This is a genomic window from Streptomyces caniscabiei, from assembly GCF_014930365.1.
Taxonomy (GTDB): domain Bacteria; phylum Actinomycetota; class Actinomycetes; order Streptomycetales; family Streptomycetaceae; genus Streptomyces; species Streptomyces caniscabiei.
This window is the reverse complement of the sequence record NZ_JABXWI010000019.1, coordinates 55,004-66,774: the sequence shown is the minus strand read 5'-3', so window position 1 is coordinate 66,774 and position 11,771 is coordinate 55,004. Positions and strand designations below refer to the sequence as shown.

13 protein-coding genes are annotated in these 11,771 nt (G+C 70.8%); 4 read left to right on the top strand and 9 right to left on the bottom strand.

Annotated elements, in window-relative coordinates; translation table 11 throughout:
* Nucleotide 1: 1 nt before the first annotated feature.
* Together HW837_RS38965 and HW837_RS38960 are read right to left on the bottom strand one after the other, a co-directional pair.
* Nucleotides 2-1,459, bottom strand: a complete 1,458-nt coding sequence (locus HW837_RS38965; RefSeq protein ID WP_078853579.1) for an MFS transporter — start codon at nt 1,457-1,459, stop codon at nt 2-4.
* Between the two features lie 41 nt (nt 1,460-1,500).
* On the bottom strand, nt 1,501-1,902 hold the full coding sequence (locus HW837_RS38960) for a DUF3291 domain-containing protein (RefSeq protein ID WP_093790654.1): 402 nt from the start codon (nt 1,900-1,902) through the stop codon (nt 1,501-1,503).
* Nucleotides 1,903-1,992: 90 nt separating this feature from the next.
* Between HW837_RS38960 and HW837_RS38955 the strand changes: the two genes are divergently transcribed.
* The gene (locus HW837_RS38955; RefSeq protein WP_093790653.1) at nt 1,993-2,616 is read left to right on the top strand and encodes a MerR family transcriptional regulator; all 624 of its coding nucleotides are present in this window, start codon (nt 1,993-1,995) and stop codon (nt 2,614-2,616) included.
* A gap of 32 nt (nt 2,617-2,648) precedes the next feature.
* Nucleotides 2,649-2,960, top strand: a complete 312-nt coding sequence (locus HW837_RS50585; RefSeq protein ID WP_371271458.1) for an IclR family transcriptional regulator domain-containing protein — start codon at nt 2,649-2,651, stop codon at nt 2,958-2,960.
* Between the two features lie 156 nt (nt 2,961-3,116).
* Here the strand turns inward: HW837_RS50585 and nucS are convergent, their stop codons facing one another.
* Nucleotides 3,117-3,788: an endonuclease NucS gene (nucS, locus tag HW837_RS38945; protein WP_045558915.1), complete on the bottom strand. Its 672-nt coding sequence runs from the start codon at nt 3,786-3,788 to the stop codon at nt 3,117-3,119.
* A gap of 418 nt (nt 3,789-4,206) precedes the next feature.
* On the opposite strand from nucS, the gene HW837_RS38940 reads away from it, so the two are divergent.
* Nucleotides 4,207-4,599 carry an SCO5389 family protein gene (locus tag HW837_RS38940; protein WP_005480204.1) on the top strand — a complete coding sequence of 131 codons (393 nt, stop codon included), beginning with the start codon at nt 4,207-4,209 and terminating at the stop codon, nt 4,597-4,599.
* Between the two features lie 85 nt (nt 4,600-4,684).
* Here the strand turns inward: HW837_RS38940 and HW837_RS38935 are convergent, their stop codons facing one another.
* Nucleotides 4,685-5,713, bottom strand: a complete 1,029-nt coding sequence (locus HW837_RS38935) for an LLM class flavin-dependent oxidoreductase (protein WP_045558914.1) — start codon at nt 5,711-5,713, stop codon at nt 4,685-4,687.
* A 221-nt stretch (nt 5,714-5,934) separates the two neighbouring features.
* Between HW837_RS38935 and HW837_RS38930 the strand changes: the two genes are divergently transcribed.
* Entirely contained in the window at nt 5,935-6,285 is a 351-nt protein-coding gene (locus HW837_RS38930; protein ID WP_060883273.1) for a hypothetical protein, read from the top strand.
* Between the two features lie 30 nt (nt 6,286-6,315).
* Here the strand turns inward: HW837_RS38930 and HW837_RS38925 are convergent, their stop codons facing one another.
* The 5 genes from HW837_RS38925 to HW837_RS38905 form a co-directional block, all read right to left on the bottom strand.
* Nucleotides 6,316-7,182, bottom strand: coding sequence for an ABC transporter permease subunit (locus tag HW837_RS38925; protein ID WP_045558912.1), 867 nt, complete (start codon nt 7,180-7,182; stop codon nt 6,316-6,318).
* On the bottom strand, nt 7,179-8,462 hold the full coding sequence (locus tag HW837_RS38920; protein ID WP_093790651.1) for an ABC transporter ATP-binding protein: 1,284 nt from the start codon (nt 8,460-8,462) through the stop codon (nt 7,179-7,181). Before HW837_RS38920 ends, HW837_RS38925 begins: the two co-directional genes overlap by 4 nt.
* Nucleotides 8,463-8,642: 180 nt before the next feature.
* Nucleotides 8,643-9,413 (bottom strand): ABC transporter permease, encoded by a 771-nt coding sequence (locus HW837_RS38915; RefSeq protein WP_045558910.1) that lies wholly within the window; start codon nt 9,411-9,413, stop codon nt 8,643-8,645.
* Nucleotides 9,410-10,384: an ABC transporter ATP-binding protein gene (locus tag HW837_RS38910; protein ID WP_045558909.1), complete on the bottom strand. Its 975-nt coding sequence runs from the start codon at nt 10,382-10,384 to the stop codon at nt 9,410-9,412. Before HW837_RS38910 ends, HW837_RS38915 begins: the two co-directional genes overlap by 4 nt.
* A gap of 319 nt (nt 10,385-10,703) precedes the next feature.
* Nucleotides 10,704-11,642 (bottom strand): coiled-coil domain-containing protein, encoded by a 939-nt coding sequence (locus HW837_RS38905; RefSeq protein ID WP_013000631.1) that lies wholly within the window; start codon nt 11,640-11,642, stop codon nt 10,704-10,706.
* Nucleotides 11,643-11,771 lie beyond the last annotated feature (129 nt).

Genomic DNA, 11,771 nt, shown 5'->3' with positions numbered 1-11,771 from the left:
TTCAGCCGCCGTCGGACGCGGTCGTTTTGGCCGGGCGCGGGTGGCGCGGGATCGCGAGCGCGCACAGGGCGCCGGCGAGCACCACGGCGACGCCGACCCACACCGCCGGCCGCAGGCCGTCGACGAACTCCTGCGGGCCGCGCGTGCTGCCGTGGGCCACGAACACGGTGCTGAGCACGGCGATGCCGAGCGCGCCGCCGATCTCGCGGACGGTGGTGTTGGCGCCGGACGCCTTGCCCGCGTGCTCCCTGGCGACCGAGCCGAGGACCACCGCGGCCGTGGGGGCGAAGACGAAGCCCATGCCGATGCCCGCCACGATCATCGGGCCCACCAGGGAGGAGTAGGGCGTGTCGGTGTCCGCGACCAGGTTGATCCAGCCCAGCCCCACGCCCTGGAGGAACAGGCCGAGCGCCATCAGACGGCCGCCGCCGACCTTGTCGGTGAGGAGGCCGGCGACCGGGGCGACGAACATCGGCATCAGGGTCCAGGCGAGGGTGCGGACGCCGGCCTCCAGCGGGGTGCGAGGCGGCACCAGCTGGAGGTACTGGGCCAGCAGGAACAGGGAGCCGAACACGCCGAAGTACATCGTCGCCGAGACGACGTTGGTGAGGGTGAAGGCCCGCACCCGGTAGAAGGACAGCGGCAGCATGGGCTCCGGCGACCGGGCCTCCCAGGCGACGAAGGCGACCAGCAGCACGGTGCCGCCGAGCAACGCGCCCAGGACCTTCGCCGAGGTCCAGCCGTCGGGCTCGCCGTGCACGATCGCCCACACCACGGCGCACAGCCCGGCCGCCGCCAGCAGCATGCCGACCAGGTCCAGGCGGGTGCCGGGCAGGGAGCTCTCCCGCAGGGCGGTCAGGACCAGGGGGACGGCGATCACGCACACCGGGACGTTGATCCAGAAGATCCACCGCCAGTCGAGCCCGTCGACCACCGCGCCGCCCACCACGGGGCCCATGGCCACGGCCAGACCGCTCACCCCGGACCAGATGCCGAGCGCCATCCCGCGCAGGCGCTCGGGGACCGCCTGGGCGAGCAGGGTCAGCGACAGCGGCATGACCGCGGCGGCGCCGAAGCCCTGGAGGGTGCGGAAGGTGATCAGCTGGGCGCTGGTGTCGGACAGGCCGCAGCCTATGGAGGCCAGCGTGAACACGACGATGCCGGCGACGAAGACCTTGCGGCGGCCGAAGCGGTCACCGAGCGCCGCGCCGGTCATCAGCAGACAGGCGAAGCTCAGGACGTAGGCGTTGACGAACCACTGGAGCTGCTGGGTGTTCGCGTCCAGGCCGACGGCCAGGGTGCGCAGGGCCGTGGAGACGACGAGGTTGTCGAGCGCGACCATGAACATGGGCAGGCTGCACGCGACGACGGCGAGCCACAGGGGGATGCGCCGCTCGCCGGAGGCGGCCGGCTCCGGGGCGGGACTGTCGAGAACCGCGTTCTCTTCGGACAGCGTCATGGTGAGGGTTTCTCCCTGGCGGAAAGCGGGGCCGGTGGGGGTCAGGAGCCGTCGCGCGCCTGGTCGGCGAGGCGGCGCCGGGCATCCGGCCAGTCGATGGGCAGATCGGCCGACGGGGCCTGCCAGAAGGTGAAGACCGAGTCCTTCATCGTGGGCCGCAGGCCGTTCATGATCGACCGGTGCGGTTCGGTCTTGGCGTACTTGTACAGCGCGTCCTTGTCCTGCCACGCCGACAGGGTCCAGAAGGTGCGCTTCAGGGGCTGGGCGATCAGTGAGGCGCCGTAGGCCCCGGGCGCGCCGGAGACCTGCTTCCACGCGGACAGGGACTGGCGGAAGAACCGCGGTACGTCCTTGAACGAGCGGACCTCCAGCCGTGAGGCCATGACGAACGCCTCGGTGTCCGGTGCGGGGGTGCTGACCGTGGTCCAGCGCAGGGTGGGCATGGCTGTGCCCCTCTCCGGGGAGATATTGGATACCTTCACTATCTATGTTAGACAGTGAAGGTATCCAACTTCTAGTGCCGGGGGCGACCGATGCGAATCTCCGAGCTGAGCCGCCGCAGCGAGGTCTCCGTCGCGACGATCAAGTACTACCTCCGCGAGGGGCTGCTCCCGGCCGGGCGGCAGATCTCCGCGACGCAGGCCGAGTACGACGAGAGCCATGTGCGCAGGCTCCGGCTGATCCGTGCGCTGATCGGTGTGCGGGGACTGTCGGTGAGCACCACCCGGGAGCTGCTGGGTGTGCTGGCGGAGCACGCCGGTGACACCCACGTCCAGTTGGGCTTCGCCCTGGGGGCCATCCGGCTCACCGAGGAGTCCGCCGAGGCCCCCTCGGAGACGGGCAAGGTCGACGCCCTGGTCGAGGAGCTGGGCTGGAACGTGCACGAGGCGGCGCCCGCGCGCGCGGTGCTGGCCGAGACCCTGACCACGCTGCGGGCCCTGGGCGCCCCGCTCGACTGGCAGGTGCTGCTGCCGTACGCCCGCCTCGCGGAGCGCACCGCGACCCTCGACCTCGACCAACTGGAGGGGATCGAGGACTCGTTGGAGGCCGCCGAGCGCGCCCTGCTGCTGACCGTCCTCCTGGAGCCCGCGCTGCTGGCGCTCCGGCGCATGGCCCAGGAGAACGAGTCGGCACGCCGCTACGCCGGTGACCAGTAGTGCTTCGGCACATTGAGTGATCTCGGCTGATCGTGGGCGTGCTGGATGGCCGGCGCAACTCGTGCCGGTGTCGGGTTCTCCAGCAGGCTGGGCGTCACGTCGGCGTGGGACGGCGACGGCGTGGTCGAAGCGCTCCTCGCCCGAGGCCGTCCGTACGACGACTCCGTCCTCTCCTGCCGTATCGCGCCGACCCGCTGCGTGCACACACCCCCGCCACGATCACCGACAGTGCCACCCTGAGACGCAGCCTGGCCGCGGTGCGACGGCAGGGCTACGCGATCGTGTTCCCACCCGGGTGGTGCCCCACGTCAGAGCCGCGGCCGACGGTATGTCCCGCTCTTTAAGAGCCGCCGGCACGGGGGCGGGCGAGTTCGGCGCGAGAGCGGATGCCCGGGGTTTGTACTGTCCCTGGACACGTGACAGTGACGCGTGAGCCCCCGGAAACAGGGGGCGGCCTCCCGTGCCCGCGGGTCGGTTCGCGGGCAGGGGAGGGGGCGCGGCTAGAACAGGCGCAGCTTGTCGTCCTCGATGCCGCGCAGGGCGTTGTAGTCGAGGACCGCGCAGCCGATGCCGCGGTCGGTGGCGAGGACGCGGGCCTGGGGCTTGATCTCCTGGGCGGCGAAGATGCCGCGGACCGGCGCGAGATGCGGGTCGCGGTTCAACAGCTCCAGGTAGCGCGTGAGTTGCTCGACGCCGTCGATCTCGCCCCGCCGCTTGATCTCCACCGCGACGGTCGCGCCGTCGGCGTCCCGGCACAGGATGTCGACGGGGCCGATGGCGGTCATGTACTCGCGGCGGATGAGGGTGTAGCCCTCGCCCAGGGTCTCGATGCGGTCGGCGAGGAGTTCCTGCAGATGCGCCTCGACGCCGTCCTTGATCAGCCCGGGGTCGACGCCCAGCTCGTGCGAGGAGTCGTGGAGGACCTCCTCCATCGTGATGATGAGCTTCTCGCCCGCCTTGTTGACGACGGTCCAGACGCCCTCCTCGTCACCGGAGCCCTCCTTCAGCGTGCAGGGCGGCGACATCCAGTTGAGGGGCTTGTAGGCCCGGTCGTCCGCGTGGATCGAGACGCTGCCGTCCGCCTTCACCAGGATCAGGCGGGGGGCCGAGGGGAGATGGGCGGTGAGCCGGCCCGCGTAGTCGACGGAGCAACGGGCAATGACGAGACGCATGGTCGGCAACGCTACTCGACGCCGACGGGTGCGCGCGATTCGACCACCGGAACAGCCCTCACCCGAGCCCGCTCCTCTGCCGTCGCACCCTCCCGCGCACCGTTCGACGGCCCCACCGTGCACCGTTCGACAGCTCCGCCGATCCCGCCCGGTGACTGTCGCCCTCCGTCACGTCATCCCGCCCCTCACGTGCGCCTTCGTCGTCCCCCGGCATGTGCCACTGTCAACTCCTGTTCGGCATTGGCTGATTGTGTGCGTCACACGCCCTGTCGGTGCGCGCAATCTCCTGGTGCGGTCACGTTCGGTTGCTTACGGTAGAAACTGGAGGTCGCGAAGCGTGCACTCTGCGTGTTCGCCGACCCGATCTCCGCCCCTGTCCGTCAACCCCTGTTGTTGTGGGGGTGCGAGAGGAGAACCCATGTCGCTCGACGTCTCACCGGCCCTACTCGAACAGGCCGAGCGAGGCGAGGTCGACGAAGCCGCCTTCGTCGACTGCGTCCGGACCTCCCTGCCTTACGCGTGGGAGATGATCAGCTCTCTGGTGGCCCAGCTGAAGGTCGACGGCGGAGAGTTCGCCGACAACCAGACGCCCCCGCCGGACGAGCAGGCGCGCGGGCAGCTGCTGCGCGCGCTCGCCAGTGACGCGATTCGCGGCGCGCTCCAGCGGCACTTCGGTGTACGGCTGGCCTTCCAGAACTGCCACCGGGTGGCGGTGTTCCCGCTGGACCCGTCCGTGGACGACAGGCTGGCCCGCTTCACCTCGATCCGCGGCCAGCTCCTCAACCAGTCCCCGGAACTCCGGGACTGCTGAGGACATGACGCGCCACAGCTTGCCGCTCCCATCGCGGGAGGTGCATCGGTAACCGGGGCGGCAAGCTCCCCACGGTCGCGGTGGCTCAGCCGAGGTGAGGCAGCACCTCGGCACCGAGTCGTCGTACGTTCTCCTCCGTCGCCGCCAGATCGCCGGTGCCCTCGACGAGCAGGGCGAAGCGGGAGATGCCCGTCCGCTCACTGGTCGCCGCGAGCCGGTCGGCGCACAGCCGAGGGGTCCCCACCGGGTGCAGCCCGCAGAGCAGTTCGGTGTAGGCCAGCGGGTCCCGCATGGCGCGAGCGCGGCCGTCGACGGTGACATGCGCGTCGAGGCCCTGCTTCAGCCAGCCCGGCATCGCCTTGGTGAGCGCCTCCACGGCGTCGGTGCGCCGGTCCGCGATCTGGCAGACGCCGGCCGAGACATGGGCCGCGCCGGAGATCTCCTCCGGCGAACGGCCCGCCGCCCGGGCGCAGTCGCGCCACAGCGCGACCATCTCGGCCTTCTCCTCGTCCCCGACGTGCATGCCGAGGAGCATCGACAGCCCGCGCTCGGCGGCCAGCTTCACACTCGTCGGCGAGGTGCAGGCGACGACGACCTCCGGGCCCGGTGTCTCGTCCAGGTCCTCCGCCGGCCTCGGCACGACGGGGACCTCGCGGAAGCTGAATCGTTCCCCCGACGCCGACACCGCGGGCTCCCGCAGCCAGCGCATGAGCAGATCGAGTGATTCCGGGAAGCCCTTCTCGTACGCCTCCAGCCCGGAGCCGAACACCTCCAGGTCGACCCACGGCCCGCCCCGCCCGACGCCCAGGGAGAAGCGTCCGCCGGAGGTCACATGCAGCAACGCGGCCTGTTCGCCCAGGGCCACGGGATGGACGGTGGGCAGCACACTGACCGCCGTGCCGACCCGGATGCGCCGGGTGCGCCCCAGCAGTAACGCGGCGAGGGTGATCGCCGACGGGCAGGTGCCGTACGGCACGAAGTGGTGCTCGGCCAGCCAGACCGCGTCCAGCCCCGCCTCGTCCGCCACTTCGGCGGTCCGCACCGCCCGGTGGAGCGCCTCCCCCTGGCCCTGGCCGGGGAACTGGGCGCCCAGTACAAATGTTCCTACGTGCATCGCTCTTCCTGCTTCCTCGGCTCCGACTCGGGAGCTCCCCCACCGGCATAACCCCGTGACACGTGCCGAAGACACGGCCTGGCGACGAGATTTGCGGATTGTCTGCAGAATGCGCCGGGCGGAGGGCGTTCTGAGGGGATTGGCGACGTACGCGTACCCCCACCGGGTCCGCGTAGGCTGGACACCAACCCTGCTCCCTGTATAGCCCCGTGAGGTGTTCCGTGTCCCCGCGTCGCAACCGCCCCAAGGACTCCGGTGCGTCGGGCCCGTCGGGTCCGCCAGGCCGCAGCGCGGACGAGGACCCGTCGGACCGGTACGGCGGCTGGCAGACCAGTGAGCCCTGGCGGGGCGAGGAGTGGAGCGTGCGCCATGTGGCGGGCGCGAGCGCGGCCGGCAAGACCTACCGCTGCCCCGGCTGCGACCAGATGATCCCCTCCGGGGTGCCGCACGTCGTCGCCTGGCCCGAGCACTCCGGCGTCGACGAGCGCCGGCACTGGCACAAGGCCTGCTGGAACGCGAAGGACCGCCGCACCTCGCGGGTGCAGCGGTCCCGTAACGCGCCGAGGTTCTGACACCTCGCGGACCCTGGGTCGTGGTCCCGGTCAGACGTCCCGCTGCTCCAGCAGGGCGTACGCGCCGACGAACGCGGCGACCACCAGACCGAGCATGATCCACAGCGGGTCCCAGCCCGACGGGCCGGTCTGGCTGAGCTCCGCGCCGTAGAAGACGCTGAGCTGACTCGGGATCGAGTACTCCAGCAGGAACTCCTGCACGTCCTTCAGCGACTCCGAGAACATGAAGATCGCGATGACCAGCGGCGCGAGGAAGACACCGAGCATGATGGTGATCGCGCCGGCGGAGTGCCGGATCAGCGAGCCCATCAGCAGCGACAGCAGCCCGAAGAGCGCGAGGAACAGGCTCACGCCGACGGTGGCCTTGAACCACTCCTCGCCGTCGGGGCTCACCACCCCGTTGCCCTCCAGGATCGCGACCTGGGCGAAGCCGACGAACGCGGTCGTGACCAGGGTGACCGTGAAGGTGAGCGCGAAGAACACGATCGCCTTCGCGAGCAGCACCCGGCCACGGCTCGGGCAGGCCGTCATCGTGGTGCGGATCATCCCCGTGCCGTACTCGGACGCGGTGGTCAGCACTCCGAGCGTGATGACGCAGACGCTGCCGATCATCAGCCCGAACAGACCGAGGCCGAGCGGCGACTCGCCCTCCAGGTTCATGTCCGTGGAGGCGGCGATCAGGGCGAAGAGCAGACCGAGACCGATCACCAGGACGACGAAGACGCCCAGCGTCCACATCGTCGAGCGGACCGACTTGATCTTCGTCCACTCGGACGAGATCGCGTGCCCGAGGTGGGTGCGCACGATCGGGATCGGCGAGGTGTACGAAGTGCCCGGCGCGCCCTGCCAGTTGGGGGCGGGCGGCTGCTGGGTGAGGGGCGGCTGGGGCGTGCTCATCGGGCGTCCTCGGACTTCGTCAGGTCGGCGGCGGGCGCGGGGGCCGCGGGGGAGGGGGCGGGCGCCGGAGCGGGCGCGGCGGCGGGCTGCGCGGGGGCCAGGGGCGCGGCCGGGGGAGCGGACTGGGCGTACGGGTTCGGCTGGGGCTGCGCGGGCGCCGGAGCGTGCGCCGCGGGAGCCGGAGCGCCGTAGGGACCGGCCGGCGGCTGACCCTGCGGTGCCGGGTGGCCCTGCGGCGCGTACGGCTGGCCGCCCTGCTGCGGGGCCGGCGGGGCGTACCAGCCCGGCTGGCCCTGCCCGGGCACCGGCATCGGCGGCTGGGCGCCGGGCGGCAGGGGCTGCTGGAGACCGGCCTTCTGGTCGGTCGTCGAGCGGTAGTCGACCGCGCCCTGGGTCATCCGCATGTACGCCTCCTCCAGCGAGGCCTGGTGCGGCGACAGCTCCCACAGCCGTACGTCGGCGCCGTGCGCGAGGTCGCTGATCCGGGGGAGCGGCAGACCCATGACACGCAGTGCCCCGTCCTGCTCGGGCAGCACCTGGCCGCCTGCCTCGGTCAGCGCCGCCGACAGCTTCTCGCGCTGCTGCGGCTCGGTGTCCGGCGTCCGTACCCGTGCGAAGTCGGCGGAGTTCGCCGAGATGAAGTCCTTGATGCTCATGTCGGAGAGCAGCTGGCCGCGCCCGATGACGATGAGGTGGTCGGCGGTCAGCGCCATCTCGCTCATCAGGTGCGAGGAGACGAAGACCGTACGGCCCTCGGCGGCGAGCGCCTTCATCAGGTTGCGGACCCAGAGGATGCCCTCGGGGTCGAGGCCGTTGACGGGCTCGTCGAAGAGGAGCACCTGGGGGTCGCCGAGCAGGGCGGCGGCGATGCCGAGCCGCTGGCCCATGCCGAGCGAGAAGCCCTTGGAGCGCTTCTTGGCGACGTCCTGGAGGCCGACGACACCGAGCACCTCGTCCACCCGGCGGGCCGGGATGCCCGACAGCTGGGCCAGGGACAGCAGGTGGCTGCGGGCGTGCCGGCCGCCGTGCACCGCCTTGGCGTCGAGGAGCGCACCGACCTGACGGGCCGCGTTCGGCAGCTTGCGGTACGGATAGCCGCCGATCGTCACCTGCCCGGAGGTGGGGTTGTCCAGGCCGAGGATCATGCGCATCGTCGTCGACTTGCCCGACCCGTTGGGGCCCAGGAAGCCGGTGACGGCGCCCGGCCGCACCTGGAAGGAAAGGTTGTACACGGCCGTCTTGGCGCCATAGCGCTTCGTCAGGCCGACTGCCTCGATCATGCTCCGCACCCATCGAACGGTTCGTGACGTCTCGGACTCGTCTCAGGACGTCGGGGCGCACGCCCCCGTAAGGATTAGGAGCTTATCGGGGCGCTGACGGTTCCGGCCAAGAGGAAGTAAAACCGCGCAGGTCACGGGCCGGTTGTTTTGGCATGTACGTAACCGCTGGTCAGGACCTGCTCACGCGTCGCGCCGCTTCAGCGAGAGATATCCGCCGAGCAGGGCCGCGGCCACCCACAGCGCCATGACGGCGAGGCCGCCCCAGGGGCCGTAGGGCGTGTCGTCGTCGACCGGGGTGACCACCTGCATGATCCTGCTGCCGGCCTGGTCGGGGAGATAGCGGCCGACCTTCTCGGTGGCGCCGACGTTGCCCAGGATGTTGGAGATCAGGAAGAAGAACGGCATCAGGATGCCGAGCGACAGCATCGGGCTGCGCAGGATCGCAGCGACGCCCATCGAGAACATCGCGATCAGCGTCATGTAGAGCCCGCCGCCGAAGACCGCGCGCAGGACACCCGGATCGCCGATCTCGGCCCGGTGCGAGCCGAGCATCGCCTGGCCGAGGAAGAACGTCACGAAGCTGGTCACGAGCCCCACCGCGAAGGAGAGGGCGGTGGCCACGGCGATCTTGCTGAAGAGGAAGGTGCCGCGCTGCGGCACGGCGGCCAGCGAGGTCCGGATCATGCCGGTGCTGTACTCGTTCGACACCACCAGCACCCCGAACACGATCATCGCCAGCTGGCCGAGGGTCATGCCCGCGAAACTGATGAACGTCGGGTCGAACGAGAGCCGGTCGTCGCGGCTCAGATTGTCGAACTCGTTCTTCGACAGCAGGGAGATCAGCACCCCGAGCGCGATCGTGACGAGCCCGGCCAGCGACAGCGTCCACACCGTCGACGCCACCGAACGGATCTTGGTCCATTCCGAGCGGACGACCTGTGCCGCGGTCACGGCCGGCCCTCCCGCTTCCAGTCGGCGCCCCAGGCGGGCGCGGAGGGCGGGCTCGCCACCGGGGTGCCGTCGTGCGCGTGGTACTCCACCGACTCGGCGGTCAGCCGCATGAACGCCTCCTCCAGCGAGGCCTGTTGGGGGCTCAGCTCGTGCAGCACGATCCGGTGCCGGGCGGCCAGCTCGCCGATCTGTTCCGGTTTTCCGCCGTCCACCTCCAGCGCCCCGTCACCCGTCGCCGCGGACACGACGCCGACCGTGTGCAGCGCGTCGAGCAGCTGTTCCGGCTGGGGAGTGCGGATCCGTACGTACGACCGTGAGTTCCGCTGGATGAACTGCGCCATCGAGGTGTCGGCGAGGAGCCGTCCCTGTCCGATCACCACGAGGTGGTCGGCGGTCAGCGCCATCTCGCTCATCAGGTGCGAGGAGACGAACACGGTCCTGCCCTGGGCGGCGAGGGACTTCATCAGGTTCCGGATCCAGTGGATGCCCTCGGGGTCGAGGCCGTTGACGGGCTCGTCGAACATCAGGATCCGGGGGTCGCCGAGCAGCGCGCCGGCGATGCCGAGCCGCTGGCCCATGCCGAGCGAGAACCCCTTCGCCTTCTTCCGCGCGACCGACGTCAGTCCGACCGTGTCCAGCACCTCGTGCACCCGGGCCCGGGGGATCCCGTTGCTCTGGGCGAGGCACAGCAGATGGTTGAAGGCGCTGCGGCCGCCGTGCATGGCCTTGGCGTCCAGCAGGGCGCCGATGTACGTCAACGGGTCCCGCAGGCGGTCGTAGTGGGTGCCGTCGATCCGGACGTCACCCGCCGTCGGGCGGTCCAGCCCCAGGATCATCCGCATCGTCGTCGATTTCCCGGCTCCGTTGGGCCCGAGGAAACCGGTCACGATCCCGGGCCGCACGGCGAAGGTCAGATTGTTCACCGCGACCTTCTCGCCGTACCGCTTGGTCAGCCCGTCGAGCTCGATCATGCGGCCACGCTAGAACGGTGCCTGGGGCCCTGCCACCGGAGCACTGGTGACCGCCGCCCCGCTTTTCAGGGGCGCGGGGAACTGCGCGCCCAGCCACGTACCGGTGGCAGCCGCGATCCGACGTATACCCCCGACCCAATAGGCACCCGGCGCCAGAGCCGGCTGCCCGCAGGCGGGGGCGGCCGGTTGGCGGGAGCGGCCGGCCGGGCGGCGTCGCGAGGGCACCGAAGGCCAGCCCCCGGAACGCCGAAGCCCGCGCCCCCCGGAGGGGAGACGCGGGCCCGTGGTGCCTCGGCCGGTGGGACGGCAGGAGACGGGGTTACCGGGACTGCTGCGCCGGAACCCCGCGGGAGATCGGCTCGTCGTCGGTGACCGGCGTGCCCGCGGCGGCGACCGCCGCGCCCGTGAGGGTCGCCAGCATCTCGCGCACGTTCGTCAGCTGCGCGTTGATCGAGTCGCGGCGGTTGGTGAGCGCCGCCAGCTCGCGCTCGGATTCCGAACGGATCCGGTCCGCCTTGGCGTTCGCGTCCGCGACGATGTCCTCGGCCTGACGCTGCGCGGTCTCCACCGTCTGGCGGGCGCGGCGCTCGGCGTCGGTGCGCAGCTTCTCGGCCTCCAGGCGGAGCTGCTCCGCGCGGTGCTCGATCTCCGCGAGACGCTTCTCGGCCTTCTGCTGACGCGAGGCCAGGTCACGCTCGGACTGCTCGCGACGCTTGGCGAGGTTCGTCTCGAAGTCGGCGGCGGCCTGCGCGGCCTTCGCACGGGTCTCCTCGAAGAGGGCGTCCGCCTCCTCGCGCTTGGACTGCGCGTCCTTCTGCGCCTCGGCACGCAGCTGCGACGCGTCGCTCTTGGCCTTCTCGACGATCCGGACGCCCTCGTCCTCGGCCTTGGCCTTGCGCTCCGCGGAGAAGGACTCCGCGTCGTTGCGCACCTGCTGGGCCGCCGACTCGGCGAGCTCACGGTGCTGCTCGGCGGCGCGGCGGGCCTCCTCGCGCAGGTCCTTCGCCTCCTCCTCGGCGAGGCGGAGGATCTTCTCGACGCGCGCGCCGAGACCGGCGTAGGACGGCTCGGCGTCGGTCACCGCGGCCTGGGCGTTCTGCGTCTCGAGGTGGAGCTCCTCGATGCGCTTCTCCAGGGCGGTGATGCGGGCGAGAGCGGAGTCACGGTCGGAGACGAGCTTGGAGATACGTTCGTCCACCTGAGCGCGGTCGTATCCACGCCGCACAAGCTCGAAGCCGTAGGGGGAAGTGTCGCTCATGGGGTTCCTGTCGAATGAGACCGGTGAGGTGATAGGTGGAATCCTAGGGGGCGAAGCGGCGTGTCATCGAGCAGATGCACGTTTGATCTGGAGAATGACACCCCTTTTGAGTGGCCGACCATCGGAATA